General features: G+C 56.8%; 25 protein-coding genes, 1 tRNA gene and 2 pseudogenes. 18 read left to right on the plus strand and 10 right to left on the minus strand.

Translation table 11 applies throughout. From position 1 onward, the window contains the following. Window positions 1-171 precede the first annotated feature (171 nt). Entirely contained in the window at window positions 172-1,335 is a 1,164-nt protein-coding gene (locus tag CH74_RS16080; RefSeq protein WP_048308539.1) for a porin, read from the plus strand. A 116-nt stretch (window positions 1,336-1,451) separates the two neighbouring features. Here CH74_RS16080 and CH74_RS16085 read toward each other — a convergent pair whose 3' ends face one another. Next, entirely contained in the window at window positions 1,452-1,811 is a 360-nt protein-coding gene (locus CH74_RS16085) for a DUF488 domain-containing protein (RefSeq protein WP_048308541.1), read from the minus strand. Between the two features lie 223 nt (window positions 1,812-2,034). Between CH74_RS16085 and CH74_RS16090 the strand changes: the two genes are divergently transcribed. Together CH74_RS16090 and CH74_RS16095 are read left to right on the plus strand one after the other, a co-directional pair. Then, window positions 2,035-3,984: a diguanylate cyclase gene (locus CH74_RS16090; RefSeq protein WP_048308543.1), complete on the plus strand. Its 1,950-nt coding sequence runs from the start codon at window positions 2,035-2,037 to the stop codon at window positions 3,982-3,984. A 237-nt stretch (window positions 3,985-4,221) separates the two neighbouring features. After that, complete coding sequence (locus CH74_RS16095) at window positions 4,222-4,404, plus strand: hypothetical protein (RefSeq protein ID WP_048308544.1); 183 nt, start codon at window positions 4,222-4,224, stop codon at window positions 4,402-4,404. A 287-nt stretch (window positions 4,405-4,691) separates the two neighbouring features. On the opposite strand, the gene CH74_RS16100 is transcribed toward CH74_RS16095, so the two are convergent. Next, entirely contained in the window at window positions 4,692-4,928 is a 237-nt protein-coding gene (locus tag CH74_RS16100) for a hypothetical protein (RefSeq protein WP_048308546.1), read from the minus strand. Between the two features lie 212 nt (window positions 4,929-5,140). Here CH74_RS16100 and CH74_RS16105 point away from each other — a divergent pair, with 212 nt between their 5' ends. Then, complete coding sequence (locus CH74_RS16105) at window positions 5,141-6,412, plus strand: serine hydrolase (protein WP_082140464.1); 1,272 nt, start codon at window positions 5,141-5,143, stop codon at window positions 6,410-6,412. A gap of 96 nt (window positions 6,413-6,508) precedes the next feature. Here the strand turns inward: CH74_RS16105 and CH74_RS16110 are convergent, their stop codons facing one another. Together CH74_RS16110 and CH74_RS16115 are read right to left on the minus strand one after the other, a co-directional pair. Then, window positions 6,509-7,630 (minus strand): alkene reductase, encoded by a 1,122-nt coding sequence (locus tag CH74_RS16110; RefSeq protein WP_048308547.1) that lies wholly within the window; start codon window positions 7,628-7,630, stop codon window positions 6,509-6,511. An 80-nt stretch (window positions 7,631-7,710) separates the two neighbouring features. After that, window positions 7,711-8,708, minus strand: a pseudogene (locus tag CH74_RS16115) (NADP-dependent oxidoreductase). A gap of 161 nt (window positions 8,709-8,869) precedes the next feature. Between CH74_RS16115 and CH74_RS16120 the strand changes: the two are divergent. Beyond that, window positions 8,870-9,823: a LysR family transcriptional regulator gene (locus CH74_RS16120; RefSeq protein WP_048308548.1), complete on the plus strand. Its 954-nt coding sequence runs from the start codon at window positions 8,870-8,872 to the stop codon at window positions 9,821-9,823. Window positions 9,824-9,924: 101 nt separating this feature from the next. On the opposite strand, the gene azu is transcribed toward CH74_RS16120, so the two are convergent. Further along, window positions 9,925-10,392 (minus strand): azurin, encoded by a 468-nt coding sequence (gene azu / locus CH74_RS16125; RefSeq protein WP_156181566.1) that lies wholly within the window; start codon window positions 10,390-10,392, stop codon window positions 9,925-9,927. 244 nt (window positions 10,393-10,636) lie between these two features. On the opposite strand from azu, the gene CH74_RS16130 reads away from it, so the two are divergent. Next, the gene (locus CH74_RS16130) at window positions 10,637-11,020 is read left to right on the plus strand and encodes a DUF6394 family protein (protein ID WP_048308549.1); all 384 of its coding nucleotides are present in this window, start codon (window positions 10,637-10,639) and stop codon (window positions 11,018-11,020) included. Between the two features lie 66 nt (window positions 11,021-11,086). Then, window positions 11,087-12,475, plus strand: a complete 1,389-nt coding sequence (locus tag CH74_RS16135; RefSeq protein WP_048308550.1) for a TrkA family potassium uptake protein — start codon at window positions 11,087-11,089, stop codon at window positions 12,473-12,475. A 410-nt stretch (window positions 12,476-12,885) separates the two neighbouring features. Here CH74_RS16135 and CH74_RS16145 read toward each other — a convergent pair. Beyond that, window positions 12,886-12,962, minus strand: a tRNA-Arg gene (locus CH74_RS16145). Window positions 12,963-13,112: 150 nt separating this feature from the next. Between CH74_RS16145 and CH74_RS16150 the strand changes: the two genes are divergently transcribed. From CH74_RS16150 to CH74_RS16170, 5 genes are all read left to right on the plus strand, one after another. Further along, a complete protein-coding gene (locus tag CH74_RS16150) occupies window positions 13,113-13,892 on the plus strand; it encodes a methyltransferase domain-containing protein (protein ID WP_048308553.1) in 780 nt (259 codons plus the stop codon). Continuing rightward, window positions 13,889-14,884: a methyltransferase gene (locus CH74_RS16155; protein WP_048308555.1), complete on the plus strand. Its 996-nt coding sequence runs from the start codon at window positions 13,889-13,891 to the stop codon at window positions 14,882-14,884. Before CH74_RS16150 ends, CH74_RS16155 begins: the two co-directional genes overlap by 4 nt. Before the next feature lie 32 nt (window positions 14,885-14,916). After that, window positions 14,917-15,630, plus strand: a complete 714-nt coding sequence (locus CH74_RS16160) for an SIMPL domain-containing protein (RefSeq protein WP_253273099.1) — start codon at window positions 14,917-14,919, stop codon at window positions 15,628-15,630. A 101-nt stretch (window positions 15,631-15,731) separates the two neighbouring features. After that, on the plus strand, window positions 15,732-16,109 hold the full coding sequence (pyp, locus tag CH74_RS16165) for a photoactive yellow protein (protein WP_048308558.1): 378 nt from the start codon (window positions 15,732-15,734) through the stop codon (window positions 16,107-16,109). A 91-nt stretch (window positions 16,110-16,200) separates the two neighbouring features. Then, entirely contained in the window at window positions 16,201-17,448 is a 1,248-nt protein-coding gene (locus CH74_RS16170; RefSeq protein WP_053070810.1) for an AMP-binding protein, read from the plus strand. Here CH74_RS16170 and CH74_RS20140 read toward each other — a convergent pair. The 3 genes and pseudogenes from CH74_RS20140 to CH74_RS16180 all read right to left on the minus strand — a co-directional run bounded on the left by CH74_RS20140 (window position 17,417) and on the right by CH74_RS16180 (window position 21,663). Continuing rightward, window positions 17,417-19,914: pseudogene (locus tag CH74_RS20140) on the minus strand (efflux RND transporter permease subunit). The gene CH74_RS16170 and the pseudogene CH74_RS20140 sit on opposite strands and share 32 nt — an antisense overlap. Continuing rightward, window positions 19,835-20,521: an efflux RND transporter permease subunit gene (locus CH74_RS19060; protein WP_216594786.1), complete on the minus strand. Its 687-nt coding sequence runs from the start codon at window positions 20,519-20,521 to the stop codon at window positions 19,835-19,837. Before CH74_RS19060 ends, CH74_RS20140 begins: the two are co-directional and overlap by 80 nt. Then, window positions 20,518-21,663, minus strand: a complete 1,146-nt coding sequence (locus CH74_RS16180; protein ID WP_048308559.1) for an efflux RND transporter periplasmic adaptor subunit — start codon at window positions 21,661-21,663, stop codon at window positions 20,518-20,520. Before CH74_RS16180 ends, CH74_RS19060 begins: the two co-directional genes overlap by 4 nt. Before the next feature lie 102 nt (window positions 21,664-21,765). Here CH74_RS16180 and CH74_RS16185 point away from each other — a divergent pair, with 102 nt between their 5' ends. Then, complete coding sequence (locus CH74_RS16185; protein WP_048308560.1) at window positions 21,766-22,368, plus strand: TetR/AcrR family transcriptional regulator; 603 nt, start codon at window positions 21,766-21,768, stop codon at window positions 22,366-22,368. Here CH74_RS16185 and greB read toward each other — a convergent pair. Beyond that, window positions 22,361-22,897: a transcription elongation factor GreB gene (greB, locus tag CH74_RS16190; protein ID WP_082140465.1), complete on the minus strand. Its 537-nt coding sequence runs from the start codon at window positions 22,895-22,897 to the stop codon at window positions 22,361-22,363. The two genes, CH74_RS16185 and greB, sit on opposite strands and share 8 nt — an antisense overlap. Before the next feature lie 119 nt (window positions 22,898-23,016). Between greB and CH74_RS16195 the strand changes: the two genes are divergently transcribed. The 5 genes from CH74_RS16195 to CH74_RS16215 all read left to right on the plus strand — a co-directional run. Further along, the gene (locus CH74_RS16195) at window positions 23,017-23,271 is read left to right on the plus strand and encodes a hypothetical protein (protein WP_053070811.1); all 255 of its coding nucleotides are present in this window, start codon (window positions 23,017-23,019) and stop codon (window positions 23,269-23,271) included. Window positions 23,272-23,408: 137 nt separating this feature from the next. Continuing rightward, window positions 23,409-24,038: an NUDIX domain-containing protein gene (locus CH74_RS16200; RefSeq protein ID WP_048308562.1), complete on the plus strand. Its 630-nt coding sequence runs from the start codon at window positions 23,409-23,411 to the stop codon at window positions 24,036-24,038. Between the two features lie 4 nt (window positions 24,039-24,042). After that, window positions 24,043-24,489, plus strand: coding sequence for a DUF1249 domain-containing protein (locus CH74_RS16205; protein ID WP_048308563.1), 447 nt, complete (start codon window positions 24,043-24,045; stop codon window positions 24,487-24,489). Then, the gene (locus CH74_RS16210; RefSeq protein WP_048308564.1) at window positions 24,489-25,211 is read left to right on the plus strand and encodes a phosphodiesterase; all 723 of its coding nucleotides are present in this window, start codon (window positions 24,489-24,491) and stop codon (window positions 25,209-25,211) included. Before CH74_RS16205 ends, CH74_RS16210 begins: the two co-directional genes overlap by 1 nt. Before the next feature lie 163 nt (window positions 25,212-25,374). Then, on the plus strand, window positions 25,375-25,665 hold a 291-nt coding region (locus CH74_RS16215), incomplete at its 3' end, for a phosphoadenosine phosphosulfate reductase family protein (protein WP_048308565.1).

Genomic DNA, 25,665 nt, shown 5'->3' on the forward strand with positions numbered 1-25,665 from the left:
TTTTTCTTGTTGCGTTCCTGAAAGACCCAGTATAAGGTTTCCCCTGCGAGCATTGGATAATAACAAGGCTTGACCAATGGCAACCCCTCTTAACACAGTGGCGACGCCTGGCAAGCTGACTGCATAAGCAAACAACGATCGAACAGTAAGTTAGTTTAAGGAACTAATGCGATGAAAAAGACGCTCTTAGTAACTGCCATTGCCGGCGCCATCGGTGCCTCCGCAGCTGCCCAGGCCGCGACTGTTTACAATCAGGACGGCACGCAGCTTGATCTCTACGGCAACCTCCAGATTGCCTATGCCAGTCAGAAAGATAATGAAGGCGACACTCGGGATGAGATTCTGGATAACGGTTCCACCTTCGGTGTGACCGGCCAGCACGTCATCAATCCGGGCCTGACCGGCTACTTCAAGGCGGAGTGGGAATTCAACGCCGACGAAGCCAAGGGCAGCAATAACGAAGACGGTATCTCCCGCAGTGACCAGGCCTACCTCGGCTTGAAGGGTAACTTCGGTGACGCGCGCTTGGGCTCCTGGGACCGCCTGATGGATGACTGGATTCAAGATCCGGTTTCCAACAACGAATACTTCGACCTCACCGACGGCCCCGTTACTGGTGACGATGGTGCCAACACCCAGAATGAAGACAACGACAACGAAGGCGACCGCATTCAGTACATGTCACCTTCCTTCGGCGGTCTGCAGTTTGCCGTGGGTTCTCAATACAAGGGTGACGGCGAAAACGAAAACGTTTCGGACTCTGGCAACGCCTCTTTCTACGGTGGTCTGAAGTACACCGTTGGTGGCTTCTCCGTGGCCGGCGTGTATGACAACCTCGACAACCTCGAGGGTGACGTCACTGGTGATACTTACCTCGCTCGCTTTGATGAGGCTGGTAACGTCATCGACGAAGGCGGCGGTAAATTCGATGCCGGTGAGCAGTATGGTGTGACTTTCCAGTACACCATCGACGCGCTGCGTCTGGCGCTCAAGTATGAGCGTTACGAGTCCGGTGACGAAACCTATGTTCAGTCCGAAAACCGTTACGGCCTTGGCGCTCGCTACGGCTACGGCTACGGCGACATCTACGGCGCCTATCAGTATGTTGACGTAGGCGGTTCCGACTTTGGCGACACCGTTGGCGATCTGGCCAGCGATGGCGATCTGCCAAGCGATACCAACGAAGCGCGCGACAGCGACTCTCGTAACGAGATCGTTCTGGGTGCGACCTACGACATTTCCTCTGCCATGTACACCTTTATCGAAGGCGCTTGGTACGATGACCAGAATGATCGTGGTGACGGCGTTGCAGTAGGTGCGGTCTACGCATTCTAAGCAAGCCCTTAATCGATCACAGATCCTGTGATATAGAAGCCGGCCTTTATGGCCGGCTTTTTCTTGGGTTCGTCATGCACTCACGCGATGCGATCATAAAAGAGGGTTATTTTACTTCAATCGTTTTTTTGTAATACGTGCTTGAGCACTACGGCGTTGTTATGCTTTTCATCCTTTGCTGCAAAGACGAGCGTGACGCGACCATCCTTGTGATATTCCTGTAGTTGTTTCATCGCGTCCTGGCAATCCTTTAGTTCTTCCTTGTACCGTCGCTGGAATTCTTCCCATTTGTTCGGATCATGACCGAACCACTGGCGCAGTTCCTTGCTCGGTGCCAGCGCCTTCAGCCACTCATCGATATCGGCTTCTTCCTTTTTGACCCCTCGGGGCCACATACCATCGACCAGTATGCGCTTGCCGTCATTGTTGGCGGGGGCGTCGTAGGCGCGTTTAAGACGAATATCTCCTTGGCTCATGACTAACTCCTATAGGAACGTATCGCAACAGAATAAGCATCTTTTCGAAGCTTGATCAACATTGATCCGAGTTAAAGTAAACGGACAAAAAACCGATGAAATGTTCGGATGATGAGATATTCCCGCACGTTCAGGCTCAGGTGACCCCGGAGAACGTAGAGTGACATGGTTAAAATTACCAAAACTTAAAGGGATAGGGCTTCCGGCATTTGGCATTGGATCGATGCATAAACGGCTACTGCTTGGACTGGCATTTGGCTGGCTCTTGGGGATGGCCGTTATTTTGATCTCTACCTGGCATTCCGGTCAGTCGTTGATTCGAGAGGTGGCCAATGAACATCTCGAATACGAAGCCCGCATGATCGCTGAAGAAATCGATCAGGAAGTGCAGTTACGCTTTGAGGCGTTACAGCGTTTGGCTTTCCAGATCGGTACTTTTAAATCGCGTGCATCCACGGAATTATCCCTGGAATTGAAGCGCAACGATGCGCTTTTGTCGCTGTTCGATGGTCTGGTCCTAATTGCAAAGGACGGTCATGTGTTGGCGGATTGGCCCAGAATAAATGGCCGCGAAGGGCTGAGCGTTAGTACATCGGAATATTTTCAATTTCAACGTCATGTCTCTCGCCCCTATGTCAGTGAGCCTTTTCCCGGGCGCGCCAGCGATGAACCGCTTATCGTTTTCAGTGTGCCGTTGCTTGATGAAGCCGGTGAATTTTCTGGCGTCGTGGGTGGGGTTGCCAAGATTCTGAATGGTAGCTTTTTCGACAAGCTGCGTCGTATCCGTATCGGTAAACAAGGATTCGCCGTCATCATGACGGCCTCGAGTAAGATATTGGTACATCCAGACCAGGACTTGATCATGCAGTCCGTGCCAACGTCCCATCAAAACCCATGGCTTGATCTGGCACTTTCCGGTTGGCAAGGCATGGCCAGTGCACCTTTGCTGACAGGGCAGCAGGCGCTGCAAGCTTACCGTCAGGTGTGGTCGGCGAACTGGATCGTAGGCATCATGTTGCCTCAGTCTCAAGCGTTTCAGCCATTGCAATGGTTTGTACGTAATCTATGGATGGTTGGAGCGCTGACCGGAGCAGTCATGTTCATATTGCTCTGGTGGCTGCTGAGGCTGGCGCTGCTTCCCATGCATCGGCTTGAGCGACAGATCGCGGGGGTAGGGAAAGGTCGACGGCAGCGAATCGAACTTGATACCCACGCTATCGAAATAAGACGCGTCGCAGAAACCTTTAATCAGGTATTGAAAAAACAGCGTCAGGCTGAATCCACGATGCTTGATCGGCAGGCATTCCTGGATGCAGTGCTGCGTTCTTCTCCGGTAGGCATGTTCGTCTACGGTCTGGAAGGGGGGCTGCGCTATGCTAATCCTGCTTTGTGTCAACTGACCGGCTACGATTTCAAGGTGTTGCAACAGCAAGGCTATACTGCCTATGTCCACGCGGACGATCAGCATGACGTTAGCGACCACTGGCACTACACCTTGGCAACCGGGCGTGACTTTCAGCGTCAATACCGCTACATCAAAGCATCCGGTGAAACGATTTGGGTTGAGTCGCATGTGTCTCTCGTGAGACTGCGTAGTAAACGGCCGTTAGGCTATGTGGGTACATTCAAGGACATTACCCATACTCGCGAAATGGAAGCGCTGCAGCGATGGGAGGCAGAGCATGATCCGTTGACGGGACTACTCAACCGGCGGGGCTTTGAGCGTCGATTGGAAGAGGCGCTGATTGATCGTCTCAAAAGTGGCACGCCCTCTGCACTGATTCTGTTCGACCTGGACCATTTCAAACCCATCAATGATGAAGGCGGACATGCGTTGGGTGACACAATGCTCAAGCATATTGCCACATTGATTATCGGCAAGGTTCGAAAAAGCGATTTCGTGTCCCGCTACGGCGGAGATGAGTTTGCTCTGTTACTGCCAGGATGCGGCCTTGGGCATGCCATGAAAATGGCAGACATTCTTCGTCAATCCGTCGAGACGATAAGCGTCGAACATGAAAACAAATGTTACAAAGTGACACTAAGCATCGGTGTGACGGTTTTACGGGAAGGGGACAGCCACATCGACATCCCAATGCAGCGGGCCGACCGTGCAAGCTATCAAGCCAAGGAGCAAGGAAGAAACGCTACCGTATCCGCTGAAGAGCCATAGTTTTATTGGTAAAAATTCAAGATTTATCAATTACCTGCAGTATTTATGTCGCTTCTGAAAATTCTATTTCGCTTGGCCGCACCTCACAGTTTCCCCTTTGCTTTTAGATTCCTAGTACCGGGAGTACTAGTTTTAAAAGCATTTGTTACATTTAGTTACTGAGTAAAATAATATTTCAATTCGTTCTGTAATGTTTCATTATTGTCTCGTGTTCCGCAGATGACATGAGTGAACGATATGGCTAAGCGCAGTTTCAAGATTACTCCTACTACAACCGGCAATGGTCACAAGCTCAGAAAACCAGACCATTGGGTGCTTCAGGAAACTACCGGGGGTAAGGTACGGGAAATTCACCGGTTCCAAAATTATTTTGATGCACTTCAAGCCAATCAAGAGATGTGCGGTCAAATGATGGGATGAGTAAAAGTGATGGTTTTTTAAATAATAAAAACTTTATGTTTTGACTGTTAAAAAAATACTTATTTAAATTTTATATTATTTTAAATGTTCGGTAGTTCTGGTTGTAACCTGTGTTTGATCGTTATTGCACGTTAGCTATCCGCTAACGTGCTTTTTTTTAACAAAAAAAGAAATAAAAGGGGCTATGGAACGACAATTTGACAAGTCGTACTTCTAGTTTAGAGCCACAAGATTATATAAGCCTCCTTGAAGGAGGCTGGAAAGGCGGAACTATGATGATGGTTCTGTTATTTTTCAGTTTTGGAGTCGAGCTCATGCAAACGCTGTTGAATCTGCAGAAGTTCAAACTTGAGATCGAGAAGACTGTATTGCACTCGTGAGTTGGCAATTTTCATCTTGAGGGTTGCTTCTCTGAGTTTTCTATTGGCTTCACGCAAACGATAAATGGGATCGTTCTTGGCCTCTTTCAAAGAAAGCATGAAATCGTTGAACGATGCGCTTGAAGAAGATGAAGTGGGTTCCATGCGAGTGTCACTGTGTTGTTAATATGTAACTTTATTTTAATGGCGGCTTGGTTTTAATGCGGCATGGAAAAGCTAAATGACGATAACCAAAATAATTGGCGCTTTTTTCTCTTTTTGAACTAATTTAATGGATAACTGATATCAAGTTTCTGATGTTCTGCAGCCCCGCGCGTTAATTGGCTCAAGAGCACAACAAGACAAGGACAATTCCGATGAAGCTTTACGAGCCTGTTGACGCAATATTGTCAGACCCTATTGATAAGCAAAAAACCCCTCGAATTTGCGGTCTGCCTGCCATTCTGGCAAGCCTTGCCCTGATATCATCCGCCGCGCTGGGCTCGGACTATCGTCATGCCGATGAGCCCATCGGCGACGTGGAAGCAGTCTACAGCGGCCAGCTGACACCGGATCTCGCAGTCAGCACCTTTAGAAATATTCATCGGCTGTTTCCGTCTCGCATTATCGAGGCCGGGCAAACACCCAGACCCCTTTCTGCGTCTTCACGGTCGATCGACGGGTTGTCGGTGGACTCTGGTGGAAAGAGCTACGATATCTATGACTACCTGGCGCTCAATAGCATTGCAGGCCTGATCGTCTTGAAGAACGGCGAGGTGGTGTACGAGACCTATCAGAGAGACAATCATCGGGACACTCGCTGGATGTCCATGTCGGTGGCTAAATCGATTTCGTCCACCCTGGCGGGCATGGCGATTCAGGATGGCTTGATCAAGGGCTTGGATGCTCAGGTCGTGGACTACGTGCCCGAGCTTGAAGGCTCTGCCTACGATGGCGTCACGCTCAGAAACATTCTGATGATGTCTTCCGGTGTGGCCTGGAACGAAACCTATACGGATATCAATTCTGATCGTCGAGATCTTTTGCGAGCACAGATTGCCCAGGAGCCAGGCGGGGCCATGGAAGTCATGGCAGGGCTTTCCCGTGCCGCAGAGCCTGGCACAGTGAACAACTACAGCACCGGCGAAACGCAGATCCTGGCGGCAATACTCGATGGTGCGCTCGATCAGCCTTTGGCGGAGTATTTATCTGAAAAGCTCTGGCAACCCTACGGCATGGAAAGCGATGCAACCTGGTGGCTGGCATCCCCCGATGGAATGGAAATAGGCGGCAGCGGAATAGGGGCAACGCTGCGCGACTATGCCAGGTTTGGTCAATTCATACTGGAAGATGGAATGATCGATGATACTCGCGTGCTGCCCGAGGGCTGGGTTGACGAGGCGACCACACCCAAGACCTTGGCAGATGGTGAGGTGCTGGATTATGGCTATATGTGGTGGACAGGCTGGACCCCCGACTCCAAGCGCGACGGGGCGTTTGCCGCAGTGGGTATCCAAGGGCAATACGTCTACGTGAATCCTGCCGAGAATGTCGTGATTGCGCAGAACGCAGCGGAACCAAAGCCCTTGGGCAAGCACATGGTCGACCCCATGGTGTTTTTCGATGCGGTGGTCAACCATCTGAAATAACGTCGTGTGAATCTTTAAAATTCATTCGTACCAATGTCAACGCCGGTAGGGTTTATGGACCCTGCCGGCGTTGTGTCTAGCGCAGAAGCTACTTGATCAGGACGACATCCGGTCGTAGCCATTATCCAGGAAGGGATAGTCCGTATAGCCTTCTTCCTTACCGCCGTAGAAGGTGTCCGGATTGGGCTCGTTGAGCGCGGCGCCTAGACGGAACCGTTCGACCAGATCCGGGTTGGCGATATAGGGTCGACCGATGGCCACGGCGTCAGCGATGCCGTCACCAATGATGCGTTCGGCGCTTTCTGCGTCGTAGTGGCCGCAAAAGATCAGGCTGCCCTTGAAGCGCTCTCGCAGGGCGCGACGAAAATCATTCGTCAGCTTGATGTCCCCCCCGGCCCAGTCCGGCTCGTTAATATGCAAATAGGCGATGCCACGCTTTGAGAGCTGCTCCGCCATGTAGAAAGCCATCTCTTCCGGCTCATCGTCGGTCAAACCGAAGATCTCGATATACGGCGATAGGCGAATGCCGGTACGTTCCGGGCCGAATACTTCCGCCACCGCGTCGAGTGCTTCCAACGGAAAGCGGGCGCGGTTTTCCACCGAGCCGCCGTATTGATCGGTGCGCTGATTGCTGCCGGTGGCCAGGAACTGGTTGAGCAGGTAGGCGTTGGCCGCATGTAACTCGACCATGTCGAAACCGGCACGCTTGGCGCGGATCGCCGCTTGGCGATAATCTTCAACCACACCAGCGATCTCGTCGGTTTCCAGGGCCCGGGGCGTGCTGGTTTCATGGCGTCCGGCGCTGCCGTCCTCGAACTCTACGTAACATTGGGCGCCTTCACCCTTGAGAGCGCTGGGGGCTACCGGCGCCTGGCCGTCGGGTTGCACCATCTCGTGGGATACCCGGCCTACGTGCCAAAGCTGTAGCGCCATGCGACCACCCTTAGCGTGAACCGCGTTCACCACCTTCTTCCAGCCGGCTTCCTGTTCGTCGGTCCAGATGCCCGGCGTATAGACGTAGCCCCGAGCGGTGGGGGAGATGTTGGTTGCCTCGCTGATGACAAGGCCGGCACCGGCGCGCTGTCCGTAATAGGCTTGCTGTAATTCGCCGGGAACGCTATCTGGTGTGCGGGCCCGGGTCAGGGGAGCCATCAGTATGCGATTGGGAAGCGTAAGACTGCCAAAACGAATCGGCGTCAATAAGGTTTCGTGTGCCATAAAGGTTGTCCTTGATAAATAGGGAAATCAAGGCCTGTCCCGATAGGAACAGGCTCGTTTAAAGCGTTGGGAGAAAGGCGTTACAGCTTGACCAGCATCTTGCCTTGATTGCCGCCTTCGAAGAGTTTTAGGAAGGCATCCGGCGTCTGTTCCAGCCCTTCTTCGACGGTTTCCTGATAGTCGATCTCGCCTTTGGCGACCCGGGGGCCGAATTCCTTCAAGAAGTCACCGTGATGTTCCCAGTGATCGAAGACGATGAAGCCCTGCATGCGCGCCCGACGCACGAGGATCATGGCCAGATTGCTGGGTCCGGCGCTGGCGCCTTGGTCGTTGTAACGAGAGATCATGCCGCATACGGCGATGCGCGCACCGACCTTGAGGTTGTTCAGTGCTGCTTCCAGGCAGTCGCCGCCGACGTTCTCATAATAGACGTCGAAGCCTCCGGGCAGGCGTTTTTGAGGTCTTCGCTCAGCTGCTTGGCGTCCTTGCCTTTATAGCTCACGGCCTTGACGCCTTGGGATTCGAGCCAGTCGAGTTTCTTTTGATCGCCGGCGATACCCACCACGGTACCGCCCTTGGCCTTGGCCAGCTGCACGGCTAAAGAGCCCACCGCACCGCTGGCGGCGCTGACCAGCACGTTATCGCCATCCTTCATCTCGGCGATGAGGTTGAGCCCCACCCAGGCAGTGGTGCCTGGCATGCCGAGCACGCCCAGATAGGCTTGCTCTGGCACGTCAAATTCCGGCAATGCTTCGACCTGATCGCCAGGCAGTTGCGCAACGTCGCGCCAGCCGCCCATATGGCGCACCTTGTCGCCTTCCTTGAAGCGCGAATCCCGCGACTCGATCACTTCGCCCACGGCGGCGCCTTCCAGAGGCTTGCCTAGCTCGAAGGGCTCGATGTAGGTGGTCACCCCATCCATGCGTCCGCGCATGTAGGGGTCCACGGAAAGCCAGGTGTTACGAATACGCACTTCGCCATCCTGTAGCTCGGCAAGATCTTGTTGCTCGAGTTTGAATAGCTCCCGCTTCGGCATGCCTTGAGGATGATCGTGAATAGTGAAATAACGGCTTTGCATGAGTGACTCCTATACGCCAGAAATTGATCGTCTTGAAACAATGGCCCTAGATTAGTCATTTGGGTAATATCACGCCAATGCAAGTTGCTTAAATACGATATGCGTTATGCTGATAACATAGCCATTGAAAAACCGTTAACCATCACCACGGCAATCACTCTATGTATCTTGCGGACCTTGCTCATCACGATCTCAATGCGCTGGTCACCCTGCACGCACTGCTGGACTCTCGCAGCGTGACCCGAGCAGCAGAACGGCTTAACCTCAGCCAGCCTGCGGTATCGCGCACCCTGTCTCGCCTACGCCAGGCGTTGAACGACCCCTTGTTCGTGCGAACCCATCGCGGGCTAAAGCCGACGGCGCGAGCAGAGGCGCTAGGGCCACCCCTGGCAAGGCTATTGGAAGAGTTAGGGGCGCTACTGGCACCACCTGAATTCGATCCAGCGAGCACGACCCGTCGCTTTCAATTGGCGACCTCCGATTACGGCATGCACGCCTTTCTCGTGCCCCAATGGCAAACCCTCAAGCAGCAGGCGCCGCATTTGCGCCTGGATATTCAAGGCTACAGCGGCAGCATCGAGCAAAAACTCGACGAAGGAGGGCCCGAGCTTGCGCTTTGCGTACCCGGTGATCGGGTACCGGCCAGCGTGCATGGTCGCGAGATCGGCAGCGACCACTTCGTTTGCGTGATGCGAAAAGATCATCCGTTGGCCGGCAGGCCCGAAGAAGAGTTCGCGTTGGATGCCTTTCTGGCTGCGGATCATCAGTTGATCAGCATGGGCGGTGACGATCGGGGGGCGGTGGACCTGGCCTTGGCAAAGCATGGATTGAAGCGCCGGGTCAGCCTGCGTCAGCCCCATTTTCTGGCGAGCTTCTCCGCGACTCAGCAAAGCGATCTGCTGTTGTGTGTACCCGGATGTCTGGCCGCCAGCATACTCGATCATTGGCCGCTGGCGCTGCGCCGGCTACCCATTGAGGTGGCGCCATTTTCCTATTGGCTGATCTGGCACGAGCGTTTTCATGGGGATGCCGGGCACAGTTGGCTGCGTCAAACCCTGTTTGAAGGGCTGCAAACCCAGTATCAAGCGCTCAGTCAACGCCTGCAGATGGCTTGAAGAAAGACCAATAGCTGATCAATGTCGTTCCGTCCGTTCGTTGAAACGACATCGCCGGCACTTGGGCCGGCGATTTTTACGTATCAGTGGTTAGCTTGACGTTACTCTTGCTCGACGATGAACTTGCCGTTCATGACACCGGAATGACCTGGGAAAGAGCAGAAGAAAGTCAGGTCTTCACCGGCAAGATCGTCCGTGGAGAACTCTACGGAAGTGGTTTCGCCGCCGCCGATCATTTTCGTATGGGCAATGATGCGATCATCGTCCTGAGGCAGATAGTCGTTTTCCAATCCGGCCTGGGTACCTTCCTGGGCCACTGCCTGATAGTCATCGGTCTTGGTCAGTACCCAGTTATGGCCCATCACCTGCTTGTCCATTTCACCGGTATGCTTGAGCTCCACGGTAACTGTGTCGCAGCTGGCAGGAACGGTCATCTCTTCCTTGTTGAACTGCATCTGATCGTTGCCTTCGATGGTCAAGGTACACTCATCGTCTGCGGCAAAGGTGGGGGAGGCAGCCAAGGCAGCGGTAAAGGCCGTGGCGGCCAATAACATCCATGAAGTACGCATCTCTTTCTCCTTTTGGTTTCTAATAACGGCTGCGAAGCCAAACGGTCACGCAGCGGCTGTGGTCATTTATTGTTGAGTTGACTCAGAATGTCAACTGGCAATGATTTAGATTGAGATTTCCGATAAGTTTCATTGATACCGCTCAGTAGGATAGAGCGTGATCCCGAGCCCATGGGGTAGTGGCGTTCGCGGTCACCCAGGCCCATGCCTATACTGATGGCGCGTCCCGACCGGGAGTAGGGCCATGAATTTCGAGCGCGTGGTATTCGGTTTTTTTGTCATCCTTACCTTGAGTCTCAATTATGCGTTCGTTGCGGGTAGCGTCGAGGCGACCGCACATCACAATGTCTGGATTCTCACGTTCGCCATCATCGTCAACCTGGTCGCGATCGGCCTGAAACTAGGAGATCGCTCCCAGATCGGGGCATTGCTGCTGGCCTCGGGTCTGGTTGCCAGCCTTCTGTTGATCACGGCGCGCGTCGTCTGGATCGTCGCGGGATCCGGCGATGGGAGCGGGCCGGCGCCGGAAGAGATGACCGATATCGTCTCGATCGCGAGGGGCGCGCTGATCGCGAATATCGTTGCGACGGTGATTCTGGTGGGCGATACGCTGCTCTCGCGGCGCTAGCGCAGCGCAGGGATCAGTTCAGCGCGGCTGACGCAATCCGGAATAGGCAAAGGGAGAGCTGAACAGGTGACGTCCACCTCCGATCTCGACCGTGTGGGAATGATCGTGCTGCGCTATATGCGCCGTCCGCTGTTCGCGCTGCTGTTCGTGTATTCGGTGGGCATCACGGGCATGGCCCTGATGCCGGGCCTCGCCATTGATGGCGAGGCGACCTACATGAGTCTCTTCCATGCTTTCTATTTCTTCACCTACACGGCTACCACAACCGGTTTCGGAGAACTGCCGAGCGGCTTCAGCGACGAACAGCGCCTATGGGCGATCTTTTGCCTCTATACCGGCGCCATCGCGTGGTTCTATGCGATCGGATCGCTAATTGGACTGGTTCAGAATCCCCATTTCATCCAGGCCATGGACGGGGTTGGATTCGCCCGCAGGGTCAAACGCAACGACGAACCTTTCATCATCCTCTGTGGTTTCGGCGATGCCGGCAGTCTGCTTGCCCGGGGCCTGAGCGACCACCATATGCGCGCGGTGATACTCGATTCCAACCCGGAACGCATCAAGGCACTGGGCGTACGCGATTATACCGTTGCGATGCCGGGGCTTTGCGCGGACGCCGGGGCGCCGAAACATCTCTTGGCCGCGGGTGTGGAACACCCCGCCTGCCGGGCTCTGGTGACGTTGACGAACGATGACGATACCAATCTCAAGATCGCGGTGATGGCACGGCACCTGAACCCGCGACTCCAGGTTATCTGTCGTTCGACCTCGGCCCGCCATGAGACCCATCTGCAAGCACTGAACAATGTAACGGTCGTCGACCCGTTCGAGATCTTCGCTCAACTCCTCTATTGGGCGATCGCACGCCCCGAACTACACAACCTCAATGCATGGTTCGTGGGCGCGCGTGGCGTCGAACTCGGGGCGCCGGTGCAGGTTCCACGGGGCGACTGGATTCTGTGCGGGTACGGACGCATGGGGCATAGGATCCATTGCTGTCTTCAAGCCCATGGTGTTGGCGTTCGCATTATCGATCCGGACGTTGATACCAACCTTGTCGGAGAATGTACGGTCCTGGTCCAGGCACAAGCCGATCATTCGGCCTTGGATGCGGCGGGGGTCGACGACGCGGCCGGCGTCATCACCGCAATGAATCGGGATTCCGACAATCTCAATGCGCTGTTGTCGGTGACGGCGCTCAACCCGGGTGCGTTTCGCATCGTGCGCCAGAACAGTCATGAGAATCAGGTCGCGTTCGATGCCGCGCGAGCCGATCTGGTCCTTCAGCACAGCCTGACAACGGCTCGCAGGATCCTGAAGCTGCTGATCTCGCCCCTCATCCAGGAGCTTATCGACTGGCTCGCAGAACGTGAACCGGCTCAAACGGAAACGCTGGTGACCCAACTGCAGGCAGCCCTGGGCGCGAAACCCGCGCATCTGTGCTGGTCCGGCTAGTCCCGAGCGAAGCGCCAGCGATGACGGAATATCTGGATGCGGGGGGGACGATGGCGTTGGGTGTGCTGTGCCGCGATGCATGTTCGTTCCCGAAGGGGCTTCCCTGCGAAGCGCTCGCCGTTCGCCGGGCAGGACAGTCAGTCATGTTGCCGGACAAGGATTTTTCACTCGAGATCGGCGACGAAGTCCTCTTTTGCGGTAGCCATCAAGCGGAGCCGATGCTGCAGGCGACACTCCACAACCCTTACACGCTTCGGTATGTCGTGACGGGGGTCGATGAGTCGCGCGGGTACGTCTTTACGTGGATTGAGGACTGGCTAGTGCGGCGTCGCGGGGGGCATGAGTCGAATGGTCGTCGGCCACGGCCATGAAGTCATCGACGGTTCGCAGGTGTAAGACGCTGATTCGAATGGCGCCCCCATCAGGATTCGAACCTGAGGCCTTCCCCTTAGGAGGGGGACGCTCTATCCAGCTGAGCTATGGGGGCGTGCTTGGCAGCGGGCTGCATTATAAGCGCCCAGCAGTATGAGATAAACCCAGACTCTTGATAAGTGATCGAGAGGGCATGGATTCGGTTGGAGTCTGGAAGAGCGGGCGCTAGACTGGCCTACTTTGTGCAGCTACAAAAGGCGCTGTAGTGACTTTACGCGATCGCATCTTCGACGGCCTGGCGGATAAGTTTGCCGCCAGTTTATACGGTGCGACCCGAGGTGAGCTGCGCCTGGCGCTGCTGGATCATCTGTTGCCGCGCACCTTGCCCCTCGAAGGCCAGCCGGTATTGGATATCGGCGGTGGGCTAGGGCAGATGAGCGGCTGGCTGGCGCGCCGAGGTCACGCCGTCACGCTGGCAGAGCCTTCTCGGGAAATGCTCGATCGAGCGCGCGGCTCCTTGGCTGATTTCAACGTGGAGTTCCTGCCGCTGCCGCTTCAAGCCTTGCCGGAACAGGCCCCGGGCCCTTGGCCGTTGATCGTCTGTCATGCGGTGCTGGAATGGCTGGCCGATCCAAAAGAGGCAATCAGTGTCATTGATGAGTTGCTGGCCCCTGATGGCCATCTGTCCCTCATGATCTTCAATCGGGATGCGCTGCGTTTTTCCAACATCGTCAAGGGTAACCTAGGCAAGGCGCTCGATGATCGACTGGCCGGCACCGGCAAGCGTCAGCGATTGACGCCTATTTCACCCCTGACTCATGATCAGATCTCGGGTTGGTTGACCGAACGAGGCCTGGTCATCGAACACGTCGCTGGCATTCGCGTATTCCACGACTATCTACGCGAGCGCGACCCGGACGAGGCAACGCTGACCCGGCTTTTCGAGCTTGAACGCCGCTACTGCGATGTCGATCCTCATTGGCGGCTAGGCCGCTATCTGCTGTATAGCATCCATAAACCTGACACTTCGGGAAGTTCTGAATGAGTGCCGTAACGCCTGCCTGTCAATTGCTTGAACGCCAATCCGAGGACTATCACGGCTGGCTATGGGTGGCGCCACCGGCGGACCCCTGGCTTGCCGATCAGCCTGGGCCACTTTGGAGCACCGATCTCAGCGTTGTCCAGGCCTGGCGCGAGCGAGGAGCGACGGTGTATGACGATCTGGCCCCGACTATAGAAGAAGTGCCGGGGGCGGTGCTGTTCTGGCCCAAGGCCCATGCTCTGGGGGAGTGGTGGCTTTTGGCGCTATGTGCGCAGCTACCCGAAGGCACGCGACTGCAAGTAGTGGGGGAGAACCAGGGCGGCATTCGGCGGGTGCTCAAGGTGCTGGCGGCGCTTGGGCTTGGCTGTCGCAAGCTGGACAACGCCCGGCGCTGTACGCTGTTCGAAACACGGATCGGGCGGGTGAGCTTGGCACCGGATGATGCTTGGACGACCTTCGAGGCTCTTGATCTGAAACTGGTCAGCCATCCTGGTATATTCGGCCACGGCAAGCTCGATAGCGGGACGGCGCTTCTGCTCGACAACCTGCCCAAGTCGTTGAAATTAAAAGACGCAAACGTGCTCGATGTGGGCTGCGGCGACGGCGTGATCAGTGCCTGGTTGGCAAAGCAAGGTGCCAAGGTCACGGCAATGGATAGCAGTGGTTTTGCGGTGGAGGCCACGCGCCGCACGTTAACCGCCAATCAGCTGGATGGACGCGTTTGTCAAAGCGACGTCTATTCCGCATTGCCGGAAGGCGAGCGTTTCAGTGCGATCATCAGCAACCCGCCGTTTCATCAGGAAAGAGCCATCGATCGTGGCCCGGCGTCTCGCTTGATTCGCGAAGCCCCCAAGCATCTCGAGAAGGGCGGCTATCTGATTGTGGTGGCCAATGCGTTTTTACCCTATCCCGATCTTTTCGACGCGGCCTTTGGCGACTTCGAGATTCTGGCGGACGATCGACGCTTTCGCGTGTACCTGGCGCGCAAACGATGATGTCAATGTGAACTGGCAAGAAGGTATCGAAGATGGCAATGGATAGAACCCTGCAAGGGTTGACGCTGGGTGCCCTGGTGGCGGTGGGACTGGTATGGGGCGGCAGCTACATGAAAGAGGCCGCTCAGGTATGGCGGGATGCAAGTCGCAGTGTCACCGTCAAGGGGCTTGCCGAACAGGAAGTGCAGGCCAATGTGGCGCTGTGGCCCCTGCACTATAGCGTCACGGCGGATGCATTGAGTGAGCTACAGACGGAGCTTGCCAAGAGTGAGCAAACGATACGAGATTTCCTGGGTAAGCAAGGTTTCGATGATTCTAATATCAGCGTGACTCCGCCCCAGGTGCAGGATCGCCATGCCAACAATTATGGCGATTCCCTGCCTGAAGAGCGCTATTCCGGCGAGGCCACGGTGCTACTGCGAAGCCCCCGGGTAGCGAAGGTCAAGGCCGCCATGCCGCAGACCTCGACGCTCGTTCGCGAAGGCGTATTGCTGTCGCCCAACTACGAATATCGCACCGAATTTCTGTTTACCGATCTGGAGCGCATCAAGCCAGAGATGATTGCGGCCGCCACCGCGGATGCGCGTCGCGCTGCTCAGCAGTTTGCCGAGGATTCCGGCAGTCGCCTCGGCTCGATCAAGCAGGCCAGCCAAGGCTATTTCTCGATCGAGGATCTTGACAGCTATACCCCGGACGTCAAGAAGGTCCGGGTGGTCACGACCATCGATTACGCCCTGGAAAAGTGATTGCCTCGATTAGCCAGCTTTAAACCTGGCTATTCCTTCCTTTGTGCCGTGGTTTTGACAGGCAAGATACCGCTGCAAGCCACTCATTTAGGGAGCAGTTGATGGAAATCGTAAGCTTTGGTTCTGACAACATCGAGAATTCGCTGGCGACGATGTCGGACAAGCAACTCAACGATGTCGCCTTCGGCGCGATCGAGCTAGACAAGAACGGCACTATCCTCAAGTACAATGCCGCTGAGGGCGATATCACCGGGCGCAATCCTAGCGAGGTGATTGGCAAGAATTTCTTTCGTGACGTGGCTCCTTGCACCAATCGCCCGGAGTTCAAGGGCCGTTTCGACGAAGGCGTCAAGAACGACAACCTGAACACTCTGTTCGAATACACCTTCGACTACAACATGAAGCCTACCAAGGTGAAGGTGCATATGAAAAAAGCACTTTCCGGGGGTTCCTATTGGGTGTTCGTCAAGCGCCTGTAAGATTTTTCAAGATTTACCAAGGTTCTCCAAGGGTCAGGGACGACCCGCCTTTACGTCTTCTTTTCTCATCGCTACAGGTCATACGAGTCCCATGTCCGCTTTGGCATTGTCCGCTTCCAGTCTGATGAACGTCATGAAATCCCTATTGGCTGATGAACTGAAAGCGCTAAGGCATCTTGGCGATCACGAGATCGATGCCACACGCTGGGATGAGACGACGCGTATTACCGGCGTCTCGGAATCCTCTGACGCTCAAGAGCCATCTCATTCCCTCAACGCCGACTCGATGGAAGTGATCGCACTGGCGACTCGAGTGAACACCTACTTTCAGCTGCATGAGAGTGGACTCGAGGATTATCTATTGCGCTACAGAACCCTTGGCGAATGGGTGAGTCTCGTGGCGACTGCGCGAGAAAGAGGTGCGCAGGACATTGCCTTCACGACCTCAGGCAGTACCGGCACGCCGAAGGTGTGCGTTCATCGATGGCACGATCTGGTCGAAGAGGCCGCTTATTTCTCGCAGTACCTGGAGGATGTCCTGGATGATCGCGTCACACGAATAGTGGCGCTTGCGCCTTGCCATCACATTTACGGCTTCATCTTCAGCGTGCTGTTGCCCCAGCTCTTGCAGGTACCGGTGGTACAGGGCTATCAGGCATTGGCGCTGGCTCAGTCACGACGACTCGCCGCCGGCGACGTTATCGTGGGCTTTCCTTTCATCTGGCGGCTATTGAGTCGTCAGGGATTAGCGTTTCCCAACAAGGTGCTGGGACTGACCTCGACGGGGCCGAGCGACCCGCAGATTGTTCGTGAGTTACGCTGCCAGAACCTGACGGCAATAGTCGAGATCTATGGTTCGAGCGAAACTGCCGGGATCGGAGCGCGCATCGATACGGACGAGTGTTTCCGTCTGCTGCCTCGCTGGCGGCGTGACGACTCTCGCGAGGATTCGCTTCGAGACGACCAGCAGGGTCGTCACTACCCGCTGACGGATACGTTGCAGTGGCGGGACCATCGTTATTTTCAGCCTCAGGGGCGCAAGGACGAGGCGGTGCAGGTGGCAGGCATCAACGTCTATCCAGGCAAGATCGCACGGCTGCTGGAGAGCCTGCCCCAGGTTGCCAAGGCCCAGGTGCGGCTGATGAGCGATGAGGAGGGCGGTCGCCTCAAGGCGTTCGTGGTGCCATCAACATCTCTTCAAGGTGCCGGATCGCTGACTGAAAAGCTCACCGAGTGGTGCCGGCAGCACCTGAGCACCCCAGAAACACCGCGAGTTTTTACCTTTGGCGAGCGCTTGCCCAGCGGGATTATGGGTAAGCCGGGTGACTGGGATCTGTAGAAATTTGATGTTGTCGTTGTCCGTAGAGTAGCGCAAACACCGGCGGCACAAAGTAGAACGACACGATGGTTGAAAGCAGCACACCACCGGCCACCGCCATGGCGAAGGGCGGCCAGAAGCTGCCGCCGGCAACGATCAGCGGCAGGAACCCCCCGAAGGTCGTGACGGTAGTCGAGACGATGTGACGGCTCGAACCCATCACGACGGACACCATTGCCTTTCTATCCCCGTCCTGGGCCGCGGCATCATTCTGCAGACCGGTCATCAAGATGATGGCGGCATTGATCGACACGCCGATGGAACCGATCACCCCGATGATCGCGTTGATGCCGAACGGATAGTGAAAGACCGCCAAGGACAGCAGGCTCAGCCCAGCGGAGAGTACACAGACGATCAGCGCCACCGCGGTAAGCCGGAAGGAGTTGAAGGTCAGCACGATGGCCGCGATCGACAGCGTAATGATGATGCCGAGCGAGGCGAACAGATTGCCTAAAGTATCGGCCCGGGCATCGCTGTCACCGCCCAGCTCCAGTCGATACCCCGATGGCAGCGTGAATCCGGCGCTCTCCAGTTCGCTCTGAATGTCCTGCAAGGCCTCTTCCGGCAGCACACTTCGTAAAATGAAGGCTTGAACCGTATTGGCTCGCTCACCATTGCGCCGGGTGATGGCGCTGGCGCCGGGTTCCAGGCGCAGATCGGCCAATGCCGAGAGCGGCAATGCCGGCCAGACACCCGCGGCGGAGAGCTGTGCGGCATCCGGCAGCAGGATCGGAAGATCGGCGATGCGCCGCAGATCGCCCCGGGTCTCGGCCCCATAGCGCACCCGGATCGGCAGCTGTTCGGTGCCTTCCAGAAGCACTCCCCCGGTCACGCCTTCCAGGCCGGCCTGAAGCTGTCCCGCCACGCCGCCAAGATCGAGCCCCAGGCTGCGTGCTTCGGCCTCGTTCACATCGACCATGACCTTGGGTCCACCCACGGTGATGGTGCTGCGTGCCAGGGTGACCATATCGAGACCCGCAATGACTCTTCGCGCCTCGTCACCGATATCCCGCAATCTATCCAGGTCTGGCCCGACGATACGCAGCTCCACCGGCGCGGTGACGGGTGGGCCCTGCACCAGGCCACGCACCAGCACCTGAGCGTTCGCAATCCGGGAGGTCAGCTCGCGTTGGAGTGTCGGCAGAATGGCCTCTGTGGCCTCCGCGGAGGTGGTCGTGACCAGCGCTTGAGCATAGCCAGGGGCATTGTCGCGGCCACTGGTGATGTTGTAGTAAAAGGCCGGAGCGGATCGACCGATGACCCAGGCCACCGAGTCGATGTTGTCATCCTGACGCAACCGCTTGCCGATTCGATCGACTATTTCCCGCGTTGCGGAAATGGGGCGCCCGGGGCGAGATCGACCTCGATGAAGAACTGATCGCGGTCCACCCCCGGAAAGAACTGCGCGGTCAACGAAGGCAGGCTGAGCAGGCCGCTGAGGGGCAGGATCAGGGCAAGCGCAATGGATTTGACTGGATTGGCGATGGCCCATGCAAGCGTCGCGGCGAATCCTTGCGCCAATCGTCTACCCTGGATGCCGCCTCCATGAGCATCGGCGCTCAGGAAACGCCCTGCGATGGCCGGGGTCAAGGTGATCGCCACGATGAAGGACCAGCTCAGCATGATCACCACCGCGATGGCGATGGACCCCACGAAGTCTCCCGCCGGCCCCGGCAGCAGGATGAGCGGAGTGAAGGACAGCGCCGTGGTTACCGTCGATGCCAGCAGCGGTGCAAAGAGGCGTCGCACCGAGGCCTGGACCGCCTTCAGGCGACTGACGCCTTCTCGCAGGCGCTGACCCACTTCATCGGTCATGACGATGCCCGCGTCCACCAGCAGTCCCAGGGCGACGATCAGGCCTGTCACCGACATCTGATGGATCGCCAGGCCAATGACATTCATCGTGGCCAGGGTGGCAAAGGTGACGATGGGCAAGATGATCGCCACGATAAGAGCGGATCGTAGTCCCAGGGTCAGCAGTAGAACACCCACGATCAGCACGGCGCCAATGGCCATATTGAGACCGACCCCGGCCAGGCGATCCGCAGTGTAGCGGCTCTGATCGAACACCAGTTCCAGGGACAAGCCTTGGGGCACCCGGGACTGGTAGGCCGCCAGTTCGTCCCGTAGATGCCCGGACCAGACATCCACCTGCAGACCGCTCTCCAGCTTGGCGGCGATCAGGATCGTCGGCTGGCCATTGTAGTAGGCCATCTCCGCGACAGGCTCCCGGGGAGTGCGAGTGATGCTGGCAATATCCGCCACTCGCGTCACCTCACCGGACGCCCCTTGACGCACTACGACGCTCCGCAGACGGTCCAGGCTTCCACGTCGCCATCCACATTGATCACGAAATCGCCCTGGGTTCCGCGCAGCGTCCGGCCTGCCCCCGGCTATCGGCGGCGCCAATGGCGTTTGATACGTCACTGGCGGTCAGTCCGAGTGCTGCGCTGCGGGCTGGATCGAGTCGGACCAGTACCTCGTCGTCGGCTACGCCGTAAAGCTCTACCAGTTCAGTACCGGGTAGGGCGCGAAGACGCTTGGCCAGATCTTCCGCATAGCGGCCCAGGATGGTGACAGGAATGTCGTCATGTCTGGCGCTAAGCGCCATGATGGCGGCATAGGCACCGGTGTCGTCCGTCGAGAATTCCGGTTCTTGTACCTCCTCGGGAAGGGTCGGCGCCAGATCGGAAAGTTCGTCGCGAATTTCGGCCCAGACCTGTTCGATGCGATCATCCGGAGTCAGCTCGTTCAGTTCGACCGTGACGATGGAAGTGCCGATCGACGAGACCGATTCGATCACATCGACCTCGGCGATCTCTTGAAGCGTATCCTCGATTTCGGCGGTCACCAGGGCTTCCACCTGCTCCGGATCGGCGCCGGGGAATACCGTGGTCACGGTGGCAAATAGGTTGGTGATCGTCGGGTCTTCCTGACGGCCGATGGAGGTCAGCGCCGAGGCGCCCGCGGCGATCGCCAGGATGAGCGCCAATGCCACGAGCCGTGGCTGGCGAAAGGTGAGCGTTTCCATCATGACGTGGCGTCTCGAATGCGCACGACCTGCCCGGGTACCACCCTATGCGGGCCCACCGCGATCACCCGACTGCCTGGGGGTAGCGTGCCGCGCACATAGGCCCAGTCGTCGTCCGCATGAATGATCTCCACCGCTTCCACGGCGACCTGTTGCTGTCCGTCTTGTCCATCGATGACGGTCATCACCGTCCAGAGCCCTCGCACGCCCTCCTGCAGGGCAGCAGTCGGCACGCGCAGCCCCGTCTCTTCGATCCGCTGTTGCAAGGTCACGTAGCCGGTTTCGCCGATGACCGCCTGGGTATCGTCCAGGGTCAGCAGCAGCGTGCGGGTCTTGCTTCTCGCATCCAAGTCGGGGCGCAGCGCCTTGACAGTGGCCTTGCGAGATTGGCCTGCGATCGTGGCCTCCAGGGTGTCCGCAAGCGTGATACTGTCGATCAGCTCAGGATCGATACCGACACGCAGGACCGGTTTTGTCTGTTCCAGCAGGGTAAGAAGCGTCTGTTGCGGCGAGGCGGTCATGCCTTCGTCCAGGCTGCGAGAGGCTACTCGGGCATCGAAGGGTGCCGTCAGCACGGACTGATCGAGCTCGACGGCAATCTGGGCAAGTGAAGCCCTGGTTTCCGCAAGCCTTGCGTTGAGTTCCGCCAGTTCCAGACGCGCCTGATCCAGCGCCTGCTCGGAGGCAAATCCGCGATTGCGCAGGTTGTTCTGCCTATCCGTCGTCAGGCGTGCCAGTTCCACCCGCGCCTCGATAGCCTGTCGGGAAGCGTCGAGGCGCTGCTGGTTGGCTTCTAGAACACGGGTGTCTAGCCGTGCAAGCACATCGCCCTTGTCAACGCGGTCGCCTTCTTCCACGGGAATGTCGATGATGTTGCCGACTCGTTCAAAGGATACCGTTGCCGTGCGCCCCGCCTCGACCTGACCGAAGAATTGCCTCTCCACGGTGTAGCTGTGGGCCTGCTCGACGGTGAGAGTGCGTACCTCTTGGGCTGGCGCAGGGGCCAGGTCGTCGCTTTGCGCCGCCCGCTTGGCAATCACGGACGTCACCGACATCACGGTGGCACCGGCTCCGAGGATAAAGACTGCCGTGAGGGCCAGCGCCCAAAGTCGATGCGCCGCGCTTCGCGGACTGTTCTTGTTCATCGGCTTTGCTGCTCATGTTAAGTAAGAGATACTAACTTTCATGGGATTAAGATAGTCTTGTTGGGCAGCGAATCAAGCACTTTCTGCGTGAAGCGAGAGAAGATGAGCGTCGAGACGAAAACCGGCTATCACCATGGCAACCTGCGCGCTCAGCTGGTGGAAGCCGTGCGCGTTCTGCTGGAACAGAAAGGGCCGGAGGGATTCTCCGTGTCCGAGGCAAGTCGCCTGGCCGGTGTCAGCACGGCGGCGCCCTACAAGCATTTCAAGGACAAGCCGGACATCATGCGGGCCGTCGCCATGGAAGGGATGTGTCGTCTGAGGAGTGCGATGTTGGAAAGTCTGGAAAGACAATCTCATCGCTCCCTTGACCGAATCATTGCGATAGGCAGGGCCTACATCGGCTTCGCTCGAAAAGAGCCGGGGGTGTTTCGCATGATGTTCGGTCAGCAGGATAGGGATGGCGTGGAGGCGGATATGCAGGCGGCGGGAGAGGCGGCCTTTGACGTCTTGATTTCAGAGGTCGCGACCTACATGAACAGGGAACTGGACGATCTCGACGTGCGGCGCAATGCCTATCTGCTATGGACCTTCGTGCACGGCCACGCGTTTCTGGAAATAGACCAGACCATGGCGCCGGACGGCCACAAACCTGACGAAACCTATCTGCTTGAGACGATTACACGGCGTGTTCTTCTTGTCAGTTAGGCGTTCGATAGTCGATCTCGGTAATGATATAGGTGGTTTCGCCACCCGGGGCAGCCACGGTTGCCTCTTCATCGAGGGCCTTGCCGAGCAGGGTCCGGGCCAGCGGCGCATCCACGCTAATCCAGCGTTTGGCGGTATCGGTCTCGTCGTGGCCGACGATGCGGATGGCCAGTTCTTCGCCGTCCTCGTCCTCCAGGGTCACGAAGGCGCCGAAATAGACGCGGTTGGTGTCCGCAGGCAAACGATCGACCACCTGAAGCTCATCCAGACGCTTGCCCAGGTAGCGGATGCGGGCGATGACCCGGTTGAGCTCTTTCTTGTTGTAGGTGTAATCGGCATTTTCACTGCGATCCCCCAGCGCCGCAGCCTCACCGACCTTGGCGGATATCTCAGGGCGGCGCACCCGAGACAAATGATCATGGATGCCCTTGAGCCGAGCAAATCCCTCCGGGGTGATCAAATCGCTCTTCTTTTCCTGACGGGGGTCCTTGGCCGGGTCCCGCCAGCGCGTCATGTTTCGGCCTTTCATGGCAATATCTTCCTGCTGCGTCTTCCTGCTACCGGTGGCGAATCATTCAAACGTTCATTGCATTTCTCGCTGGGCCTGTTGTCTGATCACGAGCCCATATAACAACCATAACGCATTCAATGAGGAATCCCGCGCAGCTTGATTCACGTCTACTCAAGGCCAGTCTGTCGGGGCTGTTCTTGGCTTTAAGCGTACCCAGCGTCCTGGTTCAGGACAGCGAGTTGTTCTCTCTCAAGAACCGCTGGGAGAATATCACGACTCAAATGCCAAAGGAGGCCCGGGCTAAAGCACTCGCAGGTCTTACCGATGAAGCGAGTATGCTTGTGCGGCAATACCCCGGCAATGCTCGAGTATTGATCTGGCAAGGCTTCTGACGTTCTTTCAATAACGTCGATCGCGGTTGGAATTGTCGGGCACGGCCCCGATAATAGAGTATTGTTTGTTGAGGCGCGCTTCATATCATCCCCTCTTCATTTCATCCTCTCTTTACTTCATTTTGCTGGGAGAACGCATGGCCGAAGGGAACTCGCTGGAGACGCCGCGCTTCGGTGCCGCCGATGTTGAACTGACCCGCACCGAGTGTCTTTATCAGGGGTTTTTCAATCTCGAGCGACGTCATCTGCGCCATCGCCTGTTCAAAGGCGGTTGGAGTAATGAGATCACCCGAGAGATGCATGTTCGCTATGATGCGGTAGGCGTTTTGCTTTACGACGTGGAGCGCGACCGTGTCGTGCTGGTGGAGCAGGTGCGGGTCGGGGCTCTGGATGATCCTCTAAGCCCCTGGAAGCTAGAGCCGGTAGCCGGATTGATCGAGCCGGGAGAAATGCCGGCGGATGTGGCTCGCCGGGAAGCCATGGAGGAGGCTGGGTGCGAAATACAGGAGCTGTTCGAACTGCATTCCTACTATCCCAGTCCCGGCGCCTGCAATGAGCGGGTGACCGTATTCTGCGGCCTGGTGGATTCGAGCAACCTGGGAGGCGTGCACGGTCTCGATGAAGAAAACGAGGATATCCTGGTGCATGTGCTATCGTTTGCACGGGCCTGGGAGCTTCTGGAGGCGGGTCGTCTCGACAACGCCATGTGTTTGATTACCTTTTATTGGTTGGCGCGAGAACGTGCGTCATTACGAGCAAGGAGATGATTTAGTGGCCAGGACCGCCTATGTAACCGACCTCAAGACACTGCAGGGAGAGTGCACAGCCAACTATCTGCGCATGACTCGTCTGCTGGGGGATCTTGATGCCGGCGACGTGCGCGAGGTACCGCTGGCGGGAGAGTCGAGCCGTTTCGGTACGTTATGGCTAGAAGTTCTCGAATGTGCTCCCTATACCACGATCGTGCGGGTGGCCCAGACCGGTGTCCTTGACGCCTTCATCGACACGCCGCGCATGCTGGTGCATCTCTATCATGATGTGCGCATGGCGGAAGTCACCGATTTCCAGCGCCAGCGTCATTTCAACGGTCGTTATCGCTATCCCAACCCACGCATGCACCAGCCGGACGAAAAGCTCCAGCTCAATCGCTTTCTGGGTGAGTGGCTGGATCATGGTTTCAATCATGGCCATGCCGTACGGTTGCCCGAACTGCGCTGATGCGTCTTATCCAGATTACCGACTGTCACCTTCACGCCGAGCCCGACGCTCGCTCCCGTACCGGATATCCATTGCGGCAGTTGCAAAGGGTCATCGAGCAGGCACGCACGTTCGACCCGGATATCGTTCTGGTGACCGGGGATGTCAGCCAGGATCAAACCCTGGATTCCTATCGTCATGCCTCAGCGCTCTTTTCCTCCTTCGGCTGCCCCTGGTTCTGGTTTTCGGGCAATCACGACGATCCCGTTCTCATGAATGAGATGCACCCGTTACAGGACGAGATCGATCTTGGTGCCTGGCGCTTGTTGCTTCTCGATTCCCGGGTTGAAGGACGCCCACATGGCGAGCTGGGGAATCAGCAGCTTGAAACCTTGGCAACGCGTCTGAAAGAGGATGAGCGACCTGTCTTGCTAGCCCTGCATCATCCCCCGGTCACGATCGGCTCCGACTGGATGGACGCGATCGGCTTGAAGGATCGCGATGCTTTATGGCAGGTCTTGACGCCTTGTCCTCAAGTGAATGCCATCCTTTGCGGGCACATTCATCAATCCTTTGAGCAGTGGCTGGACAACGTCCTGGTCTACGGCTGTCCTGCCACCAGCGATCAATTTCTGCCTGACTCGGCAGACTTTGCGGTAGACGATGACGCGCTACCCGGGTTTCGTGTCATTGATCTGGAAGTTTCTCGATTAACGACCTGGATCGAGCGGGTAGAACTCTAGTATCACTTCCTCTCATATTTCTTTATGTGCTTAAAGAATGTTTATTAATTCTTTTACGTTATCGTCAGTATCTCGCTAACGTACTCTTCTGATCGTACTGCCACGACGGTTCACCGATCCCGGTGCCTGTCATAAGGGCATGTAGAGAGAGGAAGCACTTCTGATGTCTTCATTCAAGCCCCAGACCCATCTCAAGCAGCTCGAGGCGGAGTCGATTCACATCCTGCGCGAAGTCGCTGCGGAGTTTGCCAACCCGGTGATGCTCTACTCCATCGGCAAGGATTCCTCGGTGATGCTGCATCTGGCACGCAAGGCCTTCTACCCGGCCACCCCACCGTTCCCTCTGCTCCACGTCAACACCACCTGGAAGTTTCGCGAGATGATCGAATTTCGCGATCGCATGGCCGCGGAAGTGGGCATGGAGCTGATCGAGCACATCAACGAAGACGGGCGG

Origin of the sequence: Halomonas sp. PR-M31, assembly GCF_001039575.1 — a bacterium.
GTDB lineage: Bacteria > Pseudomonadota > Gammaproteobacteria > Pseudomonadales > Halomonadaceae > Modicisalibacter.